This window comes from Ruminococcus flavefaciens, assembly GCF_900143025.1.
Classification (GTDB): Bacteria; Bacillota; Clostridia; order Oscillospirales; family Ruminococcaceae; genus Ruminococcus; species Ruminococcus flavefaciens_I.
Window position 1 is genome coordinate 78,137 of record NZ_FRCT01000007.1, and the last position, 23,316, is coordinate 101,452.

General features: G+C 42.7%; 16 protein-coding genes. 3 read left to right on the forward strand and 13 right to left on the reverse strand.

Going from position 1 to position 23,316, the window contains the following annotated elements:
• Positions 1-34: 34 nt before the first annotated feature.
• Together BUB28_RS09150 and BUB28_RS09155 are read left to right on the forward strand one after the other, a co-directional pair.
• A complete protein-coding gene (locus BUB28_RS09150) occupies positions 35-1,504 on the forward strand; it encodes a hypothetical protein (protein ID WP_207647096.1) in 1,470 nt (489 codons plus the stop codon).
• 162 nt (positions 1,505-1,666) lie between these two features.
• Positions 1,667-1,879 carry a hypothetical protein gene (locus BUB28_RS09155; RefSeq protein WP_207647097.1) on the forward strand — a complete coding sequence of 71 codons (213 nt, stop codon included), beginning with the start codon at positions 1,667-1,669 and terminating at the stop codon, positions 1,877-1,879.
• On the opposite strand, the gene BUB28_RS09160 is transcribed toward BUB28_RS09155, so the two are convergent.
• The 13 genes from BUB28_RS09160 to BUB28_RS09205 all read right to left on the reverse strand — a co-directional run bounded on the left by BUB28_RS09160 (position 1,862) and on the right by BUB28_RS09205 (position 21,010).
• Positions 1,862-2,203: a hypothetical protein gene (locus BUB28_RS09160; protein ID WP_072950811.1), complete on the reverse strand. Its 342-nt coding sequence runs from the start codon at positions 2,201-2,203 to the stop codon at positions 1,862-1,864. The two genes, BUB28_RS09155 and BUB28_RS09160, sit on opposite strands and share 18 nt — an antisense overlap.
• Positions 2,145-2,765, reverse strand: coding sequence for a hypothetical protein (locus BUB28_RS17390; protein ID WP_242939973.1), 621 nt, complete (start codon positions 2,763-2,765; stop codon positions 2,145-2,147). Before BUB28_RS17390 ends, BUB28_RS09160 begins: the two co-directional genes overlap by 59 nt.
• A gap of 63 nt (positions 2,766-2,828) precedes the next feature.
• Positions 2,829-2,960 carry a hypothetical protein gene (locus BUB28_RS17500; protein ID WP_278290939.1) on the reverse strand — a complete coding sequence of 44 codons (132 nt, stop codon included), beginning with the start codon at positions 2,958-2,960 and terminating at the stop codon, positions 2,829-2,831.
• 18 nt (positions 2,961-2,978) lie between these two features.
• Positions 2,979-3,440, reverse strand: coding sequence for a relaxase/mobilization nuclease domain-containing protein (locus BUB28_RS17395; RefSeq protein WP_242939974.1), 462 nt, complete (start codon positions 3,438-3,440; stop codon positions 2,979-2,981).
• Positions 3,440-3,793, reverse strand: a complete 354-nt coding sequence (locus BUB28_RS09170; protein ID WP_072950813.1) for a plasmid mobilization protein — start codon at positions 3,791-3,793, stop codon at positions 3,440-3,442. Before BUB28_RS09170 ends, BUB28_RS17395 begins: the two co-directional genes overlap by 1 nt.
• Before the next feature lie 422 nt (positions 3,794-4,215).
• Entirely contained in the window at positions 4,216-4,680 is a 465-nt protein-coding gene (locus tag BUB28_RS09175; protein WP_072950814.1) for a hypothetical protein, read from the reverse strand.
• A 1-nt stretch (position 4,681) separates the two neighbouring features.
• Entirely contained in the window at positions 4,682-5,164 is a 483-nt protein-coding gene (locus tag BUB28_RS17640; protein ID WP_431767973.1) for a hypothetical protein, read from the reverse strand.
• Positions 5,152-5,661 carry a ParM/StbA family protein gene (locus BUB28_RS17645; protein WP_431767974.1) on the reverse strand — a complete coding sequence of 170 codons (510 nt, stop codon included), beginning with the start codon at positions 5,659-5,661 and terminating at the stop codon, positions 5,152-5,154. The genes BUB28_RS17640 and BUB28_RS17645 overlap by 13 nt, the downstream gene beginning before the upstream one ends.
• A gap of 272 nt (positions 5,662-5,933) precedes the next feature.
• A complete protein-coding gene (locus tag BUB28_RS09185; RefSeq protein WP_072950816.1) occupies positions 5,934-16,109 on the reverse strand; it encodes a hypothetical protein in 10,176 nt (3,391 codons plus the stop codon).
• 50 nt (positions 16,110-16,159) lie between these two features.
• Positions 16,160-17,185: a hypothetical protein gene (locus BUB28_RS09190; protein WP_072950818.1), complete on the reverse strand. Its 1,026-nt coding sequence runs from the start codon at positions 17,183-17,185 to the stop codon at positions 16,160-16,162.
• Between the two features lie 37 nt (positions 17,186-17,222).
• Entirely contained in the window at positions 17,223-18,119 is an 897-nt protein-coding gene (locus BUB28_RS09195; protein WP_072950819.1) for a hypothetical protein, read from the reverse strand.
• A gap of 23 nt (positions 18,120-18,142) precedes the next feature.
• Positions 18,143-19,414, reverse strand: a complete 1,272-nt coding sequence (locus tag BUB28_RS09200) for a hypothetical protein (protein ID WP_072950821.1) — start codon at positions 19,412-19,414, stop codon at positions 18,143-18,145.
• A gap of 444 nt (positions 19,415-19,858) precedes the next feature.
• Positions 19,859-21,010, reverse strand: coding sequence for a hypothetical protein (locus BUB28_RS09205; RefSeq protein ID WP_072950823.1), 1,152 nt, complete (start codon positions 21,008-21,010; stop codon positions 19,859-19,861).
• 538 nt (positions 21,011-21,548) lie between these two features.
• Between BUB28_RS09205 and BUB28_RS09210 the strand changes: the two genes are divergently transcribed.
• Positions 21,549-23,225: an EAL domain-containing protein gene (locus BUB28_RS09210; protein ID WP_072950824.1), complete on the forward strand. Its 1,677-nt coding sequence runs from the start codon at positions 21,549-21,551 to the stop codon at positions 23,223-23,225.
• Positions 23,226-23,316 lie beyond the last annotated feature (91 nt).

Sequence of the window (23,316 nt, forward strand, 5' to 3'; positions counted from 1 at the left end):
CGGTCATGCGCCTGATATTGATGCTCTGAACACATTGTTAGAAAGAGACAGCAAGGTGTTTGTGACAGGCTTTCCCTGTATTGGGAAAAGTGAGTTCGTTCGTGCCTACATAGAAAAATACGGCTCTCAATATAAGAAGATCGGATATTATTTCTATAACGGCAGTCTGCGCCGTGTCATTTCAAATATGAACTCGGAAGTGCCTGTTTCGCTTAGTGATGCTAATGACGATCTATATATCGGCAGCCTTAATACTCTCCGCACACTTGATGAAAGCACTCTTATCGTCATTGACAATTTTAATATTGGCGTTGAAGATGATGAATGCGTGGACGATATTCCCAAACTGAAATGTAGAGTCATCTTTACTTCACGCAGGCGGTATGAGGGAGTGACCACATTCAGGTTGAATGGTATCTCCAAAAATGACGGCGTAGAGCTTGCAAAAAAGTTCTTTGATAACCCCACGCCCTTAGATGAATTTCGGCTTTCGGGCATTGTCTGTATGCTCGGAAGAAACCCTCTTTTCATAGAGATAGTCGGCAAAATGCTGAAAAAGGGCGGCTGTACGACAGAAAGATTGACCTTTGAGCTTCTCGCCGGAGATTATACCAAATATGATCAGAAAGTGACCTTTACAAAAGACGGCAAGCTCATGAAGGAGTCGCTCATCGGTGTCCTGATAAATATGTTCGGCTTTTCCGAATTATCGGAACTCCACCGCAAGGTTCTGTGTATGATGCACGTTGCAGTAGAAGCCCCCATACGAAAAGATGCAGCCATAGCCATGTTTGGGCTTAACAGTGTTCAGCCGATAGACGATCTGATCGACGCAGGTTTTGTATCGGAGACTTCAAACGGCATGATACAGATGAGCCATTTCATATCGGAGATTGTTTTCAGCGTCCTGAAACACGACAAGAATACCTGCCGTGAGCTGATAGACCGAATCAGACTTATTGGCAATGATGAAAGTATTCAGTACGATTTCGGCGATATAAGAAATATCATAGCTGAGTTTGCATTTTTCCCCATAGTAAAGCCTGCCTCTGAGGCTGTGGAAGTCGCCTATGACTGTTTCAAATTCTTTTGGCGGATGCATGATGTTGACCGTATGGAAGAACTGAATCAGAGAACCTTTGCCCTGCGTGGACTAAGTGAGCCGAGACAGCTTGCGATACAAGAGCTGGAAGAAGCCGCTATCGAAGCCGAAAAGAGAAATTATGTCAAGGCATTAGAGATTCAGAAAAATGCTCTTGAAAAGATCATGGCACTTGACGATGAATATCTGAAAGCAGAAGCCGCAGGCAGCTATGCCTATTATCTTGACCTTTCGGACACGGCTGATTCCACCGAAGAATTGTATGAAGCCTACAAAAGAAGTATTGAACTGTTTGAAGGTCTTGACCTTGATAACGGCGAAAAAGTGGAAGAGTGCCGTGTCATCACCCGTTACGCTCACTTGCTCCTCATGACCTGTAAAACAGATGAAGCTCTTGCGTAGGCTGACAGAGCCGTTATTACGCATATTCGGATAAGGTCAAGATTACTTCTCAGATACGAATCCTATGCCGATGCACTGTATGTCAGAGGATTGTGCCATTTGCTGAAAATGAATGATCGCAGTTCAAAATCCGATCTTTCCAATGCTTTCCACATATATTTAATGGATCACAAAAGAGAATCCGATTTCATTGAAGACAAGCTCGAATGGGTATTCAATTTCGCCTTAGATGTTGATTCGGATATTATGGAAACGAAGCCGCTGAAATACCTGTTTGAAGATGAAGATGATTACGATGATGACCTTGATGATGAGGAGGAGGAGTATGATGAGGAGGACACCGAGGAATCCAACTCATCAGGTGAAATTAAATAGTCTCAGCAGCACATCTATAACCACCGCAACAGGTGCAGCGTAGTAAAGAAGATCTCCTATCGTTCTGACAGTGCAGAACCGCTTCACCGACTCACTTATCTGTTTTGAAGCATTTTTCGCCGCTATTGTTGCCGATTTCACGCTATCGGTGCAAGAAGTAATATCCTTCTCCATCTGATCGCTGTTTGCCTGCACATACTGCATCAGCTCGTTGATAGCTTCCTTCTCCTGCGCCTTGACCTGATGATAGATGCTGTAAACGCTGTCAGAGACCTCTGTCCTGACGCTTTTTGCGTACTGTTCTTGCAGGCTCAGATTCTGCATCTGATGTTCGGACAACCTTTGTATTTCGCCGTTTATAGCTGTCGAATAGTTCTTCAAAAGTTGGCACATCTTTAGCGTTGCCGTTACCAGAAGGAGAACCCTCTCGTCCCTCTGAGCGTCCACCGAGGATACTCCGATCTCCTCCGCCATTTCCCGAACTCTCGTTTCGATTGCGTTCAGTTCCGGAAGCGGTGTTTCCTGTTTGTGCGGTTTCTGAGATTCCATTACTGCTGCCCCCTGTCTCTGTGCCTTGCGTGATTGTTCGTACTCCCTGTGGATACGCTCCGCTTCTTTTATCATCTGTTCCCGTGTGAAGTACGCCGTTTGCTGTTTGGGTTCTGTCTGCGGTTTGGGTGGTGTCGGCGGTGAGGGCTTCGGCTCTTTCGGCTTCTTGTCCTCGCTGAATCTTGGTAAGCTCATATTTGATTCCTTTCACTGTATATTTGTCACCCAGCTTACTGCCTCTGACCGAGACAAGTTTACCGCTTTTATTGGTATAATTTGGGTGACGGTAGGATATGGTGTTGCCCTTGACACGGCACTCAACATGATAATGCTTCATTAAGGCAGCTACCACATCTTCTAAGGTCTTGTTGTTCGGATCGGCACACTCGATTCTGATAACCTACCGAAATTCATCTTTGAAGGTCTCCTTGCCTTTGGCTTTCATTTGCTTTTCGGCAAATGTTTCCTTGTCACGGTCGGGATTATCATTATAATAATCCTTGCGGACAGAGTTGGTAAGACCTCGCTTCATGCACTGCTCCCCGAAAAACTAACACATGGTCTGCAAGTCCTTCTGACTGCGGCGGTATGCCTTGCCTGTCTCAATGTGACAATTGCCCACAAGAAAATGGACGTGCTTGTGCGGTTTGTCGGTATGGACTGCGAACATGACCTGATAGCCGTCAAAAAACTTCTCGGCGAACTCCTTTGCAATATTGAACACTTCTTCAAAGGTCAGCTTATCATTATCATCGGGTGAGAACGACAGCGACATCTTGAATGCACGGTTCGTCCGCTTGTTATCACGCTTGCCGAACAACTTTCGTGTGGTGAGTATGTCGCAGGAATAAATGTTGCGGTCACAGTTCATCTCCCAACACAAGTGCGGTGCAGTTTTTATGACACCTGCCTGCTGTTGTTCGGGCAGCTCACCCAGCATATACCGTGAAGCCCGGTCAAGCTGTATCTGCGATTTGCAGGGCTTGTAATCTACGTTGACATTTCCGTACATCAGCTACTGCCCTTGATTGAAAACTTCGGGTTATCCAGAAATGCAAGTATCCGCTTCATAACAGCTTCGTTGGTAATTCGGATAGCCCCGATCTCGGCTCTCACCTTGCTGTCCTGCCCGATGTTGGAGTAGTAGGCAAGCTGATTGAGGTTCGTGCCGATCTTGCGAATCTCGTGGATAAGCGGTGCAATGTCATCTGCCACGCTGTAAATCCTTACCTCGCTGTCCTGAATCGCACTCATCAGATAGTCGGTCTTGCTCAGACCGCTTGCTTCATGCTTGGTGTTCCATAGCTGAAGCTCCTCTTCAGTCAGTTTCAGGCTGATCGAGTGATAGCGCCTGCGATTTGGCATAGTCGCTCCTTTCTGCCGCTGTGCGGCTCTTGGGGAAGGTCTCGGAGGGGGTGCGGGTGTCCGGTGGACACCTCTGCCGAAGGCAGAAGCACCGACCGAGGCGACAACCGAGACACGCCCTCTGAGCTGGGAGACCAATGTGTCACTACATTGGTACTACCAGCCCGGCGCAATCCGACGGGTCACGGTCTTGTTGTTACAAGACATCACGGCGATAAGCCGTTTTTTCATAAGCAATTCTCTCCGCCAATTGCGTTCGAGTCTGCAAATTCATCTGTGATATTTGCAGGCTTTCTTTTTTCGCATAAAATGCTATCGGGCATTTTTGCGGTTTACCCTCGATTTTTCCACTGTCTATTGATTTGTTGCTATTGTTGTAACACTCCGATATTAGTACGGTGAAAAAGCTGTTTCAAGCAGTATCAGCCGCCGATAAAATCAAAATCAATACCGGAATAATCGTCATCATCGGCAGTTTTTTTGTCCTCCGTGACATTGTTATAGCCGTCCTCGGCATATCCTCTGCTGTTCTCCGTTCCTACGGAGACAGCCTGCATCGGTGCTGTCTGCATAGGGTAGCCCCTGTTCAGACTGAGCATTAGACTTGCAAGGAACTTCGGCATTTCAGCGATAAATGCCTTGCCCACCTCCGATACGATCTGCTCCACAAAACGCTCCTCACGCTGACGGGTCTCGAAATAAGGATCATCGGCAAGTTTCCACATACGGTCAAAGTAGTCATTGACCGCTGTAATGGCTGCCACATTGGTGGACTTGATCTTATCCTTATCATAGTTATGGAGATAGTTCCAGGCTTTGGCGTGTTCGGGGTTCTCCATATTGAACCGGAAACAGGTTGTCCTGACGTACTCTCTGTCCTTGCCCATATCACTTACCCTCCTTCCTGAGCTGTGCGACAGCGAAAAACTCATAGCCCTTAGCCGATGCACATATATCTCCGATGATAGTCACTCTGTCCTTATCATAGCTTCCGAAATTTTCTATCAGCTTTCCACCGCCGCCCGTGATGTAAAGACGCATCATCTTCGGGTCATATTCATACTTGCGGAGCAGAGCGAAAATGCTCTCGGCATACTCGGAAATCGCCTGACGGAGAACCTCGGCGTACTCGCTGTCAATGTCGGCTGTTCCGTAGCGGATCATGCTCTGAATAATCGTCTCGTCCACGGTGACACCCAGCTTGTTCATCATCGCATTGGATGCAGCCTTTACACACTGATTCACACCCATTTTCTCGGTGTAGGTCTTGGTGTTGATAACCTTGCGGTTGCTGACAAAAATGATGTTGACCGTTCCGTTGCCGATATCAGCGATCATGCTCAGACCTGTCATCTCATTCAGCTTCTCCACCACGGCAGCGGTCTCGGCTGTCGCCTCGGTCGGTGCTTCTGCTTCGCAGAGGTGTCCACCGGACACCCGCACCCCTGCGGATAAACATAGCACCCGATAATGCGGACGGAGTAGAGCTTTTCCTCGTATTTGAAATCCACGCTCTCCCTCTGGAGCATATACTGACGGAAACTCTCACGCTGTCTTCCTACCCAGGTAATCGGCAGTCCCACGGCGAGGTAAACCTTAGCCGATGTGATACCCTCACGGTTCAGCTCACGGGCGATGCCCATAAGCGTGAAAAGGTAGTTGTCATCGTCCTGCCACTTATCGGCAAGATATTCCTTGTGTCCCTCACCGATCTGATAATAGTTTCCCTCAAAGAAAAGAGTGTTCTTTGTAAAGGTCGGTGCGGCATCGAGTTTGGTGATGCCCGTCGGCGTGACCGTATTGGCGGTCTTGATGTTTCCGTAACCGTGGTCGATGCCAACGATCAGGAAGTCGTTGTAATGCTTCATTAGCATACCTCCGATTATATTATTTGGTCTCGGCGGTTTCCGTTTGCTGTGCCTTGACCACAATTCCAGTATAGCAGATATTTCGATGTTTGTGGTGGGCAGAATGTTGGCAAGATGTTGGCAGAAATTTGCGCCAACATTTTTGCGGGGGGAATAGCATACAGTTACTTCAATATATCATATTAGGCATATGGATATAGTAGGCTATGGCGCGTATATAAAAAAACGAGATACAGATTTTGCTCTGTATCTCGTCTTATCGTTATGAGGTTTCATTTTATTACGCTCGGCTCGACTTTGGCATTAGTGTAGATCAAATGATCAGTTGCATATGAAGATTTTGAATATGTCGTACTGCCAAGTGTATTGCAAGTTACCGCCGTAAGCGATACTTTATAGTTAGAATACTTGAAGCCTCCATTGTTAAATGCTTCATCTCCTGTCAGAACATCGTAACTGATCGGGAATAGATATATTCCATCAGCTTGTGTACTTAGCTGATCTTTCTTCACCCAAAGCCTGATCTTGCCTCCGGTCGTATCGACCTTAACACCCGTATTGGTTTGCACCGCATCAGTCTTTGTTTGGTCGAACAGTACATTAGTACCGATTCCGTCTATTTTGATGTTCTTGAGATAGTCGGTAATGGCAACACTGCTTGTATAATTATCCCATTTACCATAAAGCTCCATAGTGAGTTCGATGTATTCATCAGAGTTTTTCAGGTTTCGGGTATCATACACTGCATTTGTATCTACAAACGATAACGTATTGCCCAGCTCTACAGCATTCTTTCCAAGATAGCTATACGGTCCGGCTGGATCACTTTTTGTTTCGACAACCATATAATTCAAGGATGCCTTCGTATCATCAGCGGTATAGTACCGTATTCCTGCCGCCTCTCCATTTGAATAGTTATCTTCTTTGCGTTCCGAAGTAGCACTATATGCAGCACTTTCTACCGATGACGATATGTTTGAATAACCTATAACTTTAGTTCCGATATTGTCATCAACGCCTTCGCCCTTTTTAGGGAACTGATAGCTTAGATCATTGGCAGAGTAAGCAAGGTCATACTTGACACGAAGTGTAACAGCATTGCCGTTGCTTGTATCTGCAAGATAGCCGATCAGGTTTTCGTTATTGCGAAGTTCTATCTGCGTATCTTTATTCGGATCATAGAGATATTCAGGGTTATCGATTTTGTAGCTATCGCTCTCTATAGTATCGTCTGTGATGATGCCCGCCTTGATATAGTATGCTCCTTCTCGGTCGCCTATACTCAATCCGGCTTCGGGAACGATACCAATTTCCGAATCTTTTTGAATATCTTCCAGCATATCATAGGTTTGAACGAAAGTCTGATAAATCTTGGAGGTACTGAGATTGTTGCCCATATTGCCGCCGATACCAGCGCTCTTAGCAGTTTGTGTAAGCGAGATGTTTGCGGTCATTGTTACAGTAAGGAAGTTATTATCCTTATCCATGAGCTGAATACCGTGCTTTCTCGGCTCTACCTCAAGAGTAAGATCGTTGACATAGAGATCACCTATGAACAGATGAACGACCTGACTTTTGTTCAGTATTTTGTTTGGTCTCCAAGTATCATCTCCATCCGGCTTCGGGAAGCTCTCCTTCGAGGATATTTCATAGTGATATATCGTGGTGTCGTTACTCTTGGGAGTAAAAATACTTAGGTAATATCGTTCGGCTTTAGGGTAAGTAACACTCGTAACTGAATACCTTTCCGCTCCGCTCGGGATTACGTCTTCGCTGACATAAGCATAGAATTTTCCATCTGCTCCCTTTACAGTTGCAGGATATGATTTTGTACCTATAGTTAACGTTTCCGATCTTCCTTCAGAATCGGTTTTCAAAAGTTTTCCGCCCTCATCTCCTTCTATGGTAACAGTCATCAGATCATTAAGCGGAACAGGTGTATAATGCTCTGTTCGCTCTGCATCAGAAGTGAAGTCGATGAGGTCTACAGATGCTCCACTTGGCGGAGTATCAAGATAGTATCTCTTGTCGCCGTTCGATGCATCAACAAGCACCATTTTTGTATTGGCAGGCCATGCTCCGGTCTGATTGTTAAGAATAAGGCTCTTGGAGTAGTTAGTCAATACGCTGTCGCCGCTGTTGATAGATGCTTTCCATTCGTCTACTGTTCTTGTATACTGGTACTCAAATTTCAGCGTTACAGGGTTTCCGAGATTCTCAAACATGGTATTGCCATAATATATGTATGCTGAGGTAAAGTAGTCAGTATTGGAAGCAAACGAAGCTGTAAAGTTAAATTGCAGCAGCTTTTTCACATAGATCGGTACATAAAGATGATATGCCACCTTGGAGCTGTCATTCGGATCTATGAATTTGATGTCCATAAGTGTAAACTGTGGGATTACACCAGTATCAACATCATCGGCTGTCATCCTGAAATAGTCTTTACCGCCAGAATTGTATTTTTTCAGGCAGCCGCTCGCTGTGTCGGTGTTCACCTCGAAAGATGAACCGTTCCATATACACTTGTGCAAACCGACCTCATATACACCTGTAAGATCAGTTTCGTAGCCATAGGTCGTATTTGTCAACATATGCAGATAATCATCTATCATTGGCGTGATAGCCATATAATCAGTGTCATCAACAACAAGCAATGGGAAGTTCGGCAGACCTGCATAGTTATTATATTCTTTAGCGGAATTTGAGATGTGGTCTGTTACCGTTTTTTTCTGTTCAGTCGTAAGTGCCGCAGCATAGCTGTATCTTTTATTCTTTTCAGATGTAATATCGTCTATAATATGCTTAAATGTTGAAGCATCATAGAACGCCGAACTTACTCCGTCACCGGTTAGAAACTGAGAAGCAGATATGTTGAACTTCGGTGATGTAGAAACATAGGGGCGGAAGTTGTCACTGCTTTCAACATTAGTACCGCTCGTGGTCACATTCGAGAATTTATCATTTTTATTTGAAAGTGCCTTACCGTCATAGTCAGCAAAAATAACATAACCGCCGTCACCGTATATATTATCTGCAAAATAGCAATTTCCGACAATATCATTCTCCATGTCTGCATCTGTACCTTGTCTTGAAAAGCCGGCAAGTTTTATGAATGGCGTGTTGGTTTCGTTATTTCGATTGATATTGCCATAGTTTAACATATTTGGTCTTTTTTTAACAACATAGCCACATATGTGCCCGGATTTGTCTGTAGTAGCACCATTTGTTATTGAAGACAATGTAACGTTATTCAGAAGAATATTGTATCCGATAAGAGGATTGATGATCTCGCCCGCAAGTCCGCCAGCTATTTTATCTGATTTTATTTTACAGTCCTTGACCTCAATATTTTTTAGAACTAATGGCTTCTGCTCGCAAGAACCTCTGAAGCCTATAACACCACCTGCACCATTTTTACCCGAGATTGTATAGTTTTCTACCAAGCAGCGGTCAAATGTAAATTCTCGACTTCCGTCTCCAACTCCAGTTCTTGGATCAGAACTTGCAATAAGTCCTCCTGCATAATCATTTGTGCTTTCGATTGTTGAACCAAGAGGACTGTAAAGATTAACATTGACTGCTCGTGCAGGGGTATAGGTTGTTGGAAATGCCACCAGTCCGCCGGCAGCTAATTCAGATGTGACAGACAAATTATAGAAATCACAATTCTCAATGCTGATACCTTTACACTTGTTCATGATACCAACTACGCCGCCGGTAAAGACATCACCTTTACTCATTACTGTCTGTGTTTTATCCTCTGTTCCAATAATGATATTCTTAAAATAATTTGTAGGATTGCTACTCAAAGTAGAATCAGAATCCACACTATTTTGACCCGCTCTCATCATACCAACAAAACCGCCGACACCATAGTCATAGTAATAATCACTATTCCTTGATTCCGTATCGCATACTACTTTTGTAAGGTTAAATGTATGCTTATTCATATCTACTTTAGCGTAGCCCTTATTGATCTTTCCGATAAGTCCGCCAACGCAGGTTCTGCCATGTACTCTAATGTCTTTCGAGTTGTATACAGAAATGTCCCCACTTACAGTATAGTTGAGCGTGTATAAAGTATTACCATTGTTTGTAAAAAAGCCCGTCATTCCGCCGCTATGGCTTATTCCAAGTACATCAATATTATTAAGAATTGTATTATTTGCAGTTAGATTTCCTTTTATCGTACCGATAAGCATTCCTGCACATAAATAATTGTAGTATGCAGTATTTGAATCGTTATGATTACTATCATTGGAAATCTCTTTACAGGTTTTAGTCATCGTTTTCCCGTCTTTGTCGTTTATCAGATCAGTCTTGACACTTCCTGTCAAATAGAGATTCGTAACTGAAAGCGCATGCGTTGTATAGTTGATAAGACCCAATCCACCCTGATAATTACCATTCGGGAGATATCCGGTAAAAGTGCCGGAAGTTTCAGGGTGATAATCAAAATCACGATCATAATAATAATAATACGTTCCCTGCTCAACCGTTGCGCCGTTTCCAGTGAGGGTAGATATCTTCATACGATAATAATCGTTATTCTGGAAGATATTTCCGATTCCTTTGTAGCCGTCGGGGAGAACATATCGTGTGTTTTGGGTAAGTGTGATCGTAGTATTGTTTGCACCACTGATATCAGTAGTGCCGGAGGTATAGTTATGCATCAACCAACCTACACGTTTGTTCGATGTGTTGCTCTGTGTCAGATCAGCATGTGCAATACTATAGTCAGAGCCGGTCGTATTAACAGCATCAGGACCAATGTTATTATATGCCGCCCAGCGAGAAACCTGGTAATTATTTGCATTATAACCAAGCGAATTATTTGACATACCACTGTTCACAAGTAGCGACATAACAAAGAAAGCCTGCCCGTTTGGAACGGATAAAGTTGTGCTGGTATTACCAAGTTTTTCTTCATTTGCGCTGATATCGGTTATGGAATAGTGCTTGTTGCCGTTTTTCATGGTAACGGCGCCGTTCTCGTTCGTAAGAGTCTGCTCTGTCTCGCCGCCGGTGAGCTTACGAGTGCCTGTCTCATAAGGTCTGTATGCATTGCTTTCTGTTACAGCAAAACCATTGATAACTCTGCCGATGATAGGATTTACATACAAATACTGCTTATCATTTTCAGCAACATGGCTGTTTACAGCACTTGTTAATCCCTGAATATCGGTAGCATTCAAGCTGCTCATTCCACGGAAATAAACACCACCACGCTCAATTACGCCAACATAGCCGCCAACCGGAACAAGTTGTGCCTTGCTTCCGTCTATTGTAATCGTAGTATTTGTAAAAGCCACAGAAACCGTATCAATAATGTTATCTCCGCCGAGAACCTGACCGATAACTGCACCATAGGCTTTTGCAGAAGGAAATGACCCAGCAGAATTTTGAGTAAGATTATCTATTGCTCCGCTCGTAATTGTTCCATTTGCTGTTATGCCCTTATTCACTATAACATTTACATTCTTGACAACAGAACCATTGCTATATTTGATCAGTGGCTCGCTTGATTTGTTAGTAATAGTATAACCATTACCTGCTATAACGCCACGGAAATAATACTTGCCAGTTGTATCATCTTGAATGCTGCCTAAGCCAACAAAGCCATCTGCTATTTCAATATCAGCATTGAGTGAATAATATGCGTGTGCAAGATACTGTCTGACTGTATCTTTATCAAAGCCTGTACCAGAATACGTAGTCGTTCCGTTTGTTGTGGTAAACTGTCTGAATTTTGAAGTTGAACTATCCCATTTGTACGCTGCATCACCATAGCTGTCCCAATCAGCGGCAAGAAGCCCAGTAGCATTGTACTCCGCACTTGAAGACTTTATAGGTAGAATGATCGTACCTGTTGTACCACCGTTTATAATGGCCGCAACGGTTTCAAGGTCACCAGAAGCCAAAATATATGGATCATTGTAAGTTCCGCAGCCCGAAAGGACTGTAGCACCGTGATTGATTTTAAGCTGATGCGTTTTGTTAGACTTATTGTACGAAACAGCAACATAAGGAAGAAAACCGTTAAAGTCGAGATAAGTACCTGTAGCGTCATTGCCGTCTATGGGGTTAGTATACCTATTACCCTCAATATAGATGCGTTCTTTTCCCGGATATTCAGTATTTGTATCAGTATCTTTATAGCCTACTTCTTTACCGTAAGTAACGCCCAGATATGTTTTATTATGCTCACTGTCCTCAATATAGTGATGTCCGCTGTTCCAGTCTTCGTTCAGTTTGTAATCATATTTTCCGTTAGAACCGGAATCATACTGGAATTTATTCAACAAGGTAGCTGCTGTGAAGATAGTACGTTCTGTTCCATAAGCATTATCAAGCTCGGTATTAAATCCATTGGTATCATCTACAGCGCTTGTTCTTCCGTCAAGCCTTATAGCAGAGAACTCAACACTAAGACCTGTTGCAGAGGTATCCAAGCCAACATTACCGATCAAACTGCTCGCTGCCTTTGGATAACTGTCTACAAGCAAACCGGGATATGAAGTCGCTGTCATAGACTTATATGTATTATTTGTGCTGACGTTCTTTACATTCAGATTAGTATGACTTCCTATATTATTGATGATAAGCGGAGCATAATCACTTGAAGAAATATCATGAATATACGCACCATCTAAAGTCAACCCGTTGATAGAAACGGAAGCCTTATTTGTAGCAGAACTGCCTTGTGCAGTACCGCAGATAAGAAAACCGCAGATAACGGAGCCTGAACCGTCACTTATTTTTCCTACATTACCCTGAAGTGTAACATTGTTTACAGTCAGCGTTTTCTTGCCCTTCATATTATAGAACAGACCATTATGAAGCATATAATGCTGTGTTGCGGCTGTTCCCTGAGAAAGCGATGACCACGTATTGGAACTCATAGCTTCACAAAGCTCAAATTCCTTATTAAAAAGTTTGAATGTTCCGCTGATAGTAACATTGTCATCTACAGTAACAGGATACCAACTATATCCCTTCATAGAGTATGTTGCATTAGGAATCGTATTATTTGAAAAAGAAGGATCCGCAAAGCAGCCTGTCAGGTTCTTGCAGGCATACTGACGTACACCCCAAGCCATGAGCTTTTCAGCGTCAGCCGAGAGTGTCTTTCCTTTATCAATATTATGGAGATTATAATAGTATCTTGTATTCGGATTCGCCGTCTCACCTTCTGTGGTCTGTGCATCATAGCTCAGGCTGTCTTCGGCGGTTGTATCCATTTTTAAGCCGGATGTAGGAACTGAAATGATACCGTTACCATTTCTCATGATATTTGAAGCTCCTGCCGCACTATAAGCACAAAGCTCATCAAAAACATAGTCTGCTCTTTCAGAAGGCAAGCTCTTCTGTGAACCCCACGACAAAGTATATGCGTCAGCAGAAAGAAGTTCAAGATAGATCGCAGACCTTGATTCGTTCGTGTATTGCTTTGCATCATCGGCTGAAATACCTTTATTTACGATCATGCCGATCGAACCTGCGTTCGGAGCGATAATATTGATACCGGACATATCAAGAGAGGCAACTGCCCAATGCCCCGTTGCACGATAAACAAGACCTGCGGTATATCCCGTTCCTGTCATCGAAACAGTCGGATTGTTTGATAAAGTAACTGAGGTAACGTCAACATTTGTATTGAGCCAGGAATAACCAAGCAGTCCGCCCTGAGAATTGTCGTTGACTTTTCCGCTCACTTTCAAACCGTTGATCGTTACGCCGTCCAGAATAATCGTTCTCAGGTCGCCATTAGAGCTAAATCCATTTATTTCTGCGATCAAGCCGCCAATACGCTGTTCCTTTGTCGCTGTATTGCTTACCTCACCCTTGAGTGATACGGTGCTGAAGCTCCAATCTAAATCAGTATTTGATGCATGAGTGATCCTTCCGATAACACCGCCAAAACAGGTAGTGTCAGCGTTGTTGCTTCCGGTCAGCTTGCCGTCAAACTCACTTTCAGAAACAGTGATCCCTGCAATACCCGTTGTACAGCATCCGATCATTCTTCCGGCATATACGACACTACTGCCGTCAATAGACATTTTAAGAGCGGTCAGTGTTTTAACGCTTGAGGCAGTAAACGTTCCCTTTGCCTGTGCAGCAGCAGTACCGACAAAAATGGCTTTCTGTGCTGAAACATCAACACTTCCGTCAAATTGAACACCGCTATACTCGACATTGTTCGCAATACCCACAAGCCCGTTATAGGAATGGCGATAGATCTTTCCTCTGCCTTCCTTGTCATGGCTCGTTATCTCGCTGCCATAAGGCTCGCCGATGGCAAGTGTGATCTTACTTCCTGAGATTTTTCCTGAGTATGTGCATTTCGCACCTTCCGAACCGATATCATTATCTCTTGTAAGTCCGGTGATTCCTGTACCGGAAAGATCAATAGCTGATGAGATCGTAATCGCCGAACTGCTTATATCAGTATGCGTAGTTGTAAACGATAGCAAATCAGTTTCATCAAACTGAAAATCCAACGCACTGATAACAAAATCAGATGTGCTTCCGATAGAGGTATAGGAGCTTGAAGGAGAATTGACTTTCACGGTATGGGCAGTTTCATCAACAGTCAGAACCGAAGAATATCTGAGTACTTCTCCCCATGCACCAATATCATCTACGCTGACATCTCCGTCATATCTGACAAGGCTCCAGTTATCATCTGCTGCAAATACAAGAGCATTATTTCGGTATCCTACGAGCTGCCCGACATATATGGATTCATCAGTGGTATCATTTATAATAGGCTCAGCTGATTTTGCACCTGATATATCCGTAGAACCACTCATGCGGAGAATACCGCTTTCGGTATGACCGATCATAGCTCCGCCCTTAAATGTGCCGTCAACAGCGACAGTAACATTGGCTGCATCAACAAAGGCGTTATCAGCCGAAGCTACGAGACCGCCAAAGGTCAAACCGCCTGCATTATATGCCTTGTTCACTGTAAAGCCGTTAAACTTCACACAAGAAGGTGTCGTGGATTCTATCTGTCCTATACCACCGCCGTAATAAGCGGCATTTCCACCCTTAGACGGATTTGCAGTCACAGTGCCTATTGTTAACGATCTGCTCAATGCATCAGCCTTGTACTGTCCAATAAGTCCGCCATATGCTGTGCAATCTCCTGAATTATGGTTGACAGTAACCGTTTCTCCGCCATTGATCGTCACATCATAAACGGTATCAAGCACGCCGAAAAGACCGCCGGCATAACCATTTCCGTTTACCTGACAGTCAATATTATAATTCCCTGTATTAAAGCTGTTATCTAAAGTTTCGTCTTGACCGGTCTCATCATTATGCACCGTAGCCGAGATCATATCCTCAGATGGAGAGTAATAGCCATAAACGCCGCCTGCACCCGAAGTTCCCTCGATATACTGATCGACAGTATACGAAGTTGTACCGCTCGGCAGGTTAAGAGTTACAGTTCCTGAGTTACTGCCTACTATGCCGCCAGCATATCCGCTTTCGGTTTTTATGAGCTTAGTTGCATTTTGGTTATTAATTCCATTATATGTAAATATTGCACCTGTTTCAACCGTTCCGACGAGTCCGCCAACATTGCCGCTTGTTGTGTTAATATCAGCAATTTTTCTGTCTGAGGACATTGTAAACGTTAGATTAGCACCGGACTTCATAGTTCCACAAGCGAAACCGAGTGAATCATAGCCGTCAATTACTGCAGGCTCAGTATCTCCACCGGATGTATTCATAGTGATGTCCACAGAAAGTGAAGCATTATCTTCCATTGTGCCGATCATTCCGCCAAAAACAGAAAGATTATAGCTTAAACCGTCCTGATCATCACTCGGCTTTGATACGTTTGCCTTCCAGCTTGCTCCTCCGTTTCTATGCAATACATTCTGTGCAAGTATAGGGGTGTTATGGGCAATATCGGAACGTCCGCCATCATATTCTCTTGAAATATTGATATAATTGCTGCCGTTTAATGCTACATCATCGTAAACATAATTAAATAACGGAGCGTCTAAATTGATAGTAACATTTGCATTATTTTCAATTGTTACCGAGCCGCCGAAGGGATAAGTCGATGTTCCGAGCCCCTTAAACCCGGCTTGGAAATACAGCGTATCGCCCTGAGAACCTAAAATAGTAAGTTCATCATCTTTATGATACTTGTGGTACTTAGCGCACGCCTCCGAATAACTAACGAGATCCTCTATCTTAACGGAGATTTTGTTGCTGTCAGCGGGAACATGGGTATAGATAGGATCATCGTCCTCGGTTGTTTCGGATTCAGCCGATGCTGATAAATACTGCGAACGCAAGCCCTTAAATTCCTCGTTTATCTCATTAACAGGCAAAACACCAAACATCATAACGATAGCAGTTATACCGCTAATTATTCTTTTTGATGCTCTGCTGTGTAAAAAATTATATGCTATTTTTTTCATTTGCATCATACTCCCTAAAGGCTTGACAGCAGAATGTATAACAGCTGTCGTTATTCAGTCGAAACATTCATTGTAAGCCACTGATTCAGCACTTCCCACGAAGCGGGTTCAGCCGTTCCGGTTTTATAGAGCTGTATATCGTATCTGTTTCTGTTTGAAGTTACAGAACTGCCTGTATCTGCATTGATCGTTATTGTTGCTGTGTTTTCAGAAGCATTGACTGAGTAACCTACTTCTCCGCTTCCAAAATCATAAATGCTCTTACTGCTGTTGTAAAAATACTCGTTGAAGTCAAGGTATCTTGTATCCCATGTTAAGGTTATCGTAGCCTTACCGGAACCGGTGACAACAACATTATATGCGTCGCAGTCAGATATGGACTTTGAGCTTTCTTCTTCACTTATATATCCTCTCCAGCCTCTTGATCCGGAGCTTAAAGATTCTTTCAGACCGAGAACAGCAGATATATCTTTCAGGTCTTTATATTTATTGCTATTATCTCCTCTGTACGGAGAAACGGTTATCCGCACACAAAAGTCTATGTCATTAAGATCCCAATCACTTGGATATCTGATAGTGAACCGGTTTTCATCAGATTGCGCTTCATCATATGTTAAAGTCTGAACACCGCTGGTGTATTCCGTTGTTGTTCTTCTAAGCGTCACGATTTCATTGCCGACACTATCTAACAATATGACTGAACGTGTATCACTTTCTTCTAAAGTCAACGTATTGCCTTTGCTGTCAACAAGTTCGGCTTTGAATGTGTAGTCAATGTCCTCCGGATACCATTTTGAAATATTGTCCATACTGTAATTCCATAGGTAAACATCTATCTCAAAAGGATTTGTTTTGGAAACATATTTTGCTATATATGTTTGACTTCCGTTTTCCACAAGATAATTCGATGAAAACATCATACCCTGCGATGAAATTGATCTTACAACTCGATTCATCATATTTGTTGTAAGCCCATACTCTGCCGAAACGCTCATTGCAGTTAATAATACCGTAACAACAGTTATCCATATAAGAAGCCACTGCTTCTTGATAAAGCTCTTAATATTCTTATACATAAGCAGCCGCTCCTTTCTTTTTATTTAGTATTTATAATCAGCCGTTTGTACGCTCAACAGAGAAATAGATCATATCTGTTTCCTTATCTTCCTGTGTATCCTGTTCAGAACCCCAGCTTACTTCAAGAATATAATATTTGCAGAATTGTTTATTGCCATCTATCTCTGTATTCTGTAGAGTTACTCTTGCCTGCCAGTAAGAAGGAACAGAGTAAGTATCTACATTTGTGTTGCTTCCGTATGTTTTGGTATAATACTTATTACCTGTATTCGCTGGGTACGATTTATTTCCTGATACGTTTTTGTATTCACCGCTTGAAACAGTATTTTCAGCACGAACATAATACTTGGTCGAAGTCTCGCCATCAACATACTCGTCACCAACAACTTGAATTGTATTCTCATTATGGCTGTCGGCGTGTAACGTATATGGTATTATCCTCTCCGTATCCGTTCCGCTGGGAACTATTTTATCAGTAGGTGTATCGTCGGGGGCATCAGCACCGGTTAAATAGTCATACTGGGTTGCATCATATATTTTATAGTTGAATAAGTTATTGTTTGTATGTGCCATTTGAAGTATGTACCCATTTGCATTTGAACCCGAAACAGAGAAAATATAGTATTTCTTAGTCTTTTTGATCGGCTTTCCATCGCCGTCCGTCAGCAGCGTTCCATCGGGTCTTTCGGCATAAGTATTATCCACATCAATTCCATCAAGCTCGAAATTGATCCTGTCCTCTCTATGAGCTGCATTGATATACAAGGCATTTGGATACATGACCTTAAACATCTCTGCTGCTTTCTTCTGGTTCGTGAACCAAGCATAAACGGGTATTGCCGTTATAAAAACCATTGTCATGAATACCGCTGCTGATAGCTGGATTTTCTTCGAGAGAGGCAGCTCCTTGAATTTCTTTATTATTTTTTTCATATGAGCTACCCTCCTTTCTTCGTTTATGTATCGGCTTCAACCGTCACTTCAATCATGAAGTATGCAACCTTAGTGCCGATCAAAAAGTCTGCTGCATTATAGCACTCACTTAGTCTGTTGAAATTGTTGGTGTTATCAATATTGTCGATCAAACCGTCAACAACTTCCGATATGGTTTTAGGGTTAGGATTCGTATTAAGCGTTTGAAGTAATTCATCGCCTGTAAGAATATCATTCCAATCCTTCAATACCGAATTCTTATTATCCTTCAAATATTGAATTACTTTTTCTTTATCGGTTACAGGATCATTTGGAATCGCAGCTATCTGTGCATCTGTCATATCAGCTACGACCGGCATACCGTTTCTTAATGAATTGTTTTTCTTAAACGCTATCTGACCAAGCGTATTCGTCCACATCCAATAGATCGGCACTTGTATAGCTTTCCCCTCATTATTGGCAGTAATAGATTTGCTGATCGTTCTTGTGGTGTACGGGGTCACATAAGAATATCTCAGGCTTTCGGTCTCATTTGTTGTATCACCCCGTCCGCCAAAGAACATGATATGACCTTTCAGATAATTTGCAGCCGAAACATAATCGGAAGCTGAATCAGCAACTTCTGTATTCCCTGCATTCGCTGCCGCTGTTCTTATTGCCGCTTCATCTGTAATTTCAACAAGAACGGTGTCGGGAACTGTCTTGCCATCTACCACTTTTGTAACCGTTTTTCCTTGAGCGTCCTTTTTCTCTATTTCAGCGAAAGCAACTACATTAAGAGAAACTTTCACCTTCATAGCATCATCTGACTTGGGGATCACATATAGGCTTAATTCTCCGCTGTCATCGGGACCGATTTCAGAAGCACCCGTATCATATCTCAGCAGAATACTATCACCTGTGTAATATGTTCCGCTTGTTCCAGCTTGGTTTTCAAAAGTCCCCAATTTTCCTTCACTATAAATACCATTTCTTGTATTCAAGATGTACTTACCATCTGATGTACTCATAATATCGGTATTTCTGATGCTTGCGCCCTTCGTTGCAATATCAAACGGCAATGTCGCAGTTTTAATATTCATCCCAGAACTTTCCACCTGAGTGTTCATGGTGAACCAGGAAAGTGCGCTTACGATAATGACGATCAGCAGCATGATACCGATAATTATAAGCTTTACTAAAGATTTTCTGCGATTTTGCTCTGATTCCTTCTGCTTATCGGAAGGCGGAGGCGGGTACGAAGCAGATGCATGAGCAAGCTCACCGATATTATATTTTAAATTATTATCGTTCATCTGCTTCACCTCCGTGTGTGTTATGATTGCAAAAGGGCATAGCTATGGCATTAAAGCACAATAGCTCTACTTTATTATATCATTTTTATATATCCTTTTCAATGTGCAGAATATATAATAATAGCGTTTACTATTTGTAATAAATGTGCATACAAAAATGTATAACAGGCACGTTTTATTACTTTTAGTACAAATAACGACCCCCTCCGTGCTCAGAGGGGGTCGTTACGTTATAGAGGTATTTATGAGCCTATGATGAAACTTTCTTTATTAACACCCGTCAGACTGCTGCCTAACGGAAGAAGCTATCGGGGAGGCTATAAATCCCATTTATGGAGGAATGATCATGAAAGCTTTTTTATGTTAGCTTAATGCTCTGAACTTTTTCTAAGAGCTTAGGGAGGCAGCTCTTATTCAGTTATTAGCAATTTAAGTGATTAGTTATTAGCCGCCTGAAGGAGCTGCTGTTACAACTTCAATTGGATCAGTATCCGCAGTCTGAGTTGGTGTCTTGGTAGCATTCCAAGTGTTACCGGTAATTGTAGTAGCAGCCTTAACATTTATTGTCTCATTACCAACTGTAACAGATTCAGCACCGCTTTCAGCAAGCCAGAAGTCGAGATCAAGTTTCCACTGACCATCCTGCAAAGCAGCGTAAGTCTTGGAATTACAGCTTGTGTCTTCACCTTCAAGCCATACACGTACAAGAACCTTATAATACTTGGTTTCACCAGAATCGATCGTATCAATCAAACCAGAGCCTGTTGTTACAGCCGCTTTGGTAGAAGCAGTATCCGCAGCAGTGCCATTAAAATACGCTGCACTCGCAGTCTTTAGAATGCACTTTGCGCTTTTTCCGGATGCAGCAGGATCAATCTGCCCAACCGCTGCGCCATTTTCTCCAGAATTACCCTTACCAGCCTGATCCTCTGTTAACTGGGTTGCGAACAATGCTACTCTCCACGCATTATCGCCTGTTCCTAAAGCTCCGTAAGAGAGTGTCTCTGCACTGTAATTAGCAGCCATATCAAGATCACATTTCGTCATTCGTATTTCCTGATCATCTGCTGTACCAGTTGCCTTGAGGTAGAAAACATAATCAATGTATCCATATGCAGTGCCAAAATCAGTAGCCGCAGGATCGATACCATATGCGGTATTGAAAGCTGCATCATGCTTATACTTTCCAGCAGCCGCCGCAGTAGCATTACCAGTTGCGGTTTCATTATAGGCATCGTAAGTTACAGCTCCTGTACCTGTCAATCCATGAGCTTTGCTACCATCTTCAGCAGCATCCAGCGTATAGAAGAAATCACCAGTATTTGCCGAATTAGATGATACAGGCTCCAAAAGTGCCTTACGTCCTTCAACCAGCGTATCTGCCTTATATGTACCTTCCTCATTATTTGAAGAAATCAACAAGTTGCTGCTAACCTTTGTGCGCATTGCAAGACCATTAACCTGAACTTCCTTATTCATTGTGAACCACGCGTAGGTGGAGGTTGCCAGCATTGAAGCCGAAACTGCTAACATTCCAGCAGCCGGTAACAACTTTCTCGCTGTTCTGTTCTTTTTTGTATTATTCTTTTTCATCATAGGTCATTTTCCTTTCATAAATATATTTGCCGAGTTAACGGCTCGGCTGCCTCATATCCTTTAGTGCGTTTGCTTTATACTTTTTGTTTACAATCATATTATACACCACGCAATTGCTTTTGTCAATAACTTTCCTAAATTTTTCTTATTTTCATTTTATTTTTGTTATTTTGCACAATCAGGAGCTTTTATGAGTATAATTCAAGCCTTGTTTTCAATACTTCTGGTATATTATTTTTTTGAGTTAAACTGTTGTAAACAGCATTTTTGTGATATTTTGCAAAAATGACTTTTATTCAGCAGTAAAATCATTTTTTCTACACACAAAAATCTAATATTTCTATTTTTTCAATAAATTTTGCATTTTTCATTGATTTACTTGTCCATATATGTTATAATATAAAAAAGCTATGAGCTGATATAACATAATTATAGCTGTCAGAGCACTTTCACTATGTACGCGCACAAGCGTAACGAAAGCCTGTTTCAGCTTTTTCTGCTAAATTGCTTTTACACTATCTTATAAAGGAGAGTTGTTATGCAGCATATTGATGAACAATATATTATCGATAATTTCGATGATGCTCTGGAAAAAGGCTATATCCGCGCTTATTACCAGCCCGTTATACGTACACTTACAGAACAGATATGCAGTGTCGAGGCTCTTGCTCGCTGGCAGGATCCGCAAATGGGACTCCTCTCCCCTTACCTTTTCATAAGCGTCCTCGAAAAAAGAAGGCTTATCCATAAGCTTGATCTGATGATCCTCGAAAATATCTGCTATACTTATAATGAGATGCGCGAGAAAGGTCTGCCCCTGCACCCGTTCTCAATAAACCTCTCCCGTCTGGACTTCAACGAAATGGATATGCTGACGGCTATCTCCGATATCTTAAAAAAGTACAACGTTCCTCCTACCGCTATCCACATCGAGATAACAGAAAGCGTAATGCTGGATAATACGGCTTATTTCCGCAGGATTTTCGACAGCTTCCACGAGGCAGGCTTCGCTATATTCATGGACGACTTCGGAAGCGGCTATTCCTCGCTGAATGTGCTTAAAGACTACAGCTTCGACGTATTGAAGATAGATATGCGTTTCCTCAGCGATATCGGTATGCGCTCGAAAAAGATACTCTCCTCCGTTGTCAATATGGCTAAAGCCATAGGCATACACACTCTTGCAGAGGGTGTCGAGACAAAGGAGCAGATAACTTTTCTGCGCACTATCGGCTGCGAAATGCTCCAGGGTTATTACTACTCAAAGCCTATGAGCAGCGAAATGTATATAGAATATCTCGCAAAAGCCGACATATCCGTCGAGAACCGTAACGAAAGCGAATACTGGGACACTATAGGACAGGTGAATTTCCTCAGTCCCGATCCGTTCAACGTCATCTCCTCAGACGACTTCCCTATCGACGATACCTCCGTTCTGCGCGAAAGCCCTACTTCTCTCGCTCTTGTAGAGGTGTGCGGCAACAAGGTCAAATTCCAGTACGCAAACAGGGCTTATCTTGAAGAAGTGAAGAAAGTTGGTTACAACAATACCGGCGAGATCGAGGCTGCAATAGCCAATATGCCAAAGGTATATTTTCAGAATATGTCCGAGCAGATAGAGCAATCGCTGAAAACAGGCAAGCTCATAAAAAAGGATCACTATGCCAACAATGTTTATTTCACATATTCAACCAAATGCATTGCCAAGACCGAAAATAAATATATGCTTGCCGCAAGTATAAAGTCATTTGACCCTACACGAAATGCCAACCGTGAGCAGCTGTTTGAAAAGTACAGCCATGTCCTCATTGATACTTATGACCATATAACCGTAATAGATCATGCCAAAAACCGTATTATAACAAGACTCTACTCAAAAATCGGCATTAACAGCGAGTATATCACAATGCCGCTCGATAAGGCAAGACTGCTTTTTGCCCAGAACGAGGTCCTTGAAGACGAGCGAGAAAGATTTATAAAATTCACGGACTTCGACTTCGTAAAAAAGCATATCGAAATAACTGAAAATCCTATCCTGCAGGAACCGTTCCATATCAGAAATCAGGACGGAGAGTTTATCCTAAGAGATGTAAGGATAATATGGACCACTGTAGAGGACGGCGAAAAATTCCTCTTTATAATCCAGTCCATGTCTCCATCGGCATGCGAAATGGCAAAAAAAGTGATGACAGAGTACTCAGATTTGCTTCTTTAACAATAAACTACAGCATTCCAAACATAATTTGGAATGCTTTTTTATTATGTTTCGGCATAAAATGCATTGCTTTCCTTTGAAAAGAGTGGTA

Excerpts from the sequence above, each read along its gene's own strand:
- BUB28_RS09195 (WP_072950819.1), bottom strand. The coding sequence starts at position 18,119 with ATGAAAAAAATAATAAAGAAATTCAAGGAGCTGCCTCTCTCGAAGAAA.
- BUB28_RS09175 (WP_072950814.1), bottom strand. The coding sequence starts at position 4,680 with ATGGGCAAGGACAGAGAGTACGTCAGGACAACCTGTTTCCGGTTCAAT.
- BUB28_RS09210 (WP_072950824.1), top strand. The coding sequence starts at position 21,549 with ATGCAGCATATTGATGAACAATATATTATCGATAATTTCGATGATGCT.
- BUB28_RS09200 (WP_072950821.1), bottom strand. The coding sequence starts at position 19,414 with ATGAACGATAATAATTTAAAATATAATATCGGTGAGCTTGCTCATGCA.
- BUB28_RS09190 (WP_072950818.1), bottom strand. The coding sequence starts at position 17,185 with ATGTATAAGAATATTAAGAGCTTTATCAAGAAGCAGTGGCTTCTTATA.
- BUB28_RS17395 (WP_242939974.1), bottom strand. The coding sequence starts at position 3,440 with ATGTACGGAAATGTCAACGTAGATTACAAGCCCTGCAAATCGCAGATA.
- BUB28_RS17500 (WP_278290939.1), bottom strand. The coding sequence starts at position 2,960 with ATGAAGCGAGGTCTTACCAACTCTGTCCGCAAGGATTATTATAATGAT.
- BUB28_RS09205 (WP_072950823.1), bottom strand. The coding sequence starts at position 21,010 with ATGATGAAAAAGAATAATACAAAAAAGAACAGAACAGCGAGAAAGTTG.
- BUB28_RS09155 (WP_207647097.1), top strand. The coding sequence starts at position 1,667 with ATGGATCACAAAAGAGAATCCGATTTCATTGAAGACAAGCTCGAATGG.
- BUB28_RS09185 (WP_072950816.1), bottom strand. The coding sequence starts at position 16,109 with ATGAAAAAAATAGCATATAATTTTTTACACAGCAGAGCATCAAAAAGA.
- BUB28_RS09170 (WP_072950813.1), bottom strand. The coding sequence starts at position 3,793 with ATGCCAAATCGCAGGCGCTATCACTCGATCAGCCTGAAACTGACTGAA.
- BUB28_RS09160 (WP_072950811.1), bottom strand. The coding sequence starts at position 2,203 with ATGCAGAATCTGAGCCTGCAAGAACAGTACGCAAAAAGCGTCAGGACA.
- BUB28_RS17390 (WP_242939973.1), bottom strand. The coding sequence starts at position 2,765 with ATGAAGCATTATCATGTTGAGTGCCGTGTCAAGGGCAACACCATATCC.
- BUB28_RS17645 (WP_431767974.1), bottom strand. The coding sequence starts at position 5,661 with ATGAAGCATTACAACGACTTCCTGATCGTTGGCATCGACCACGGTTAC.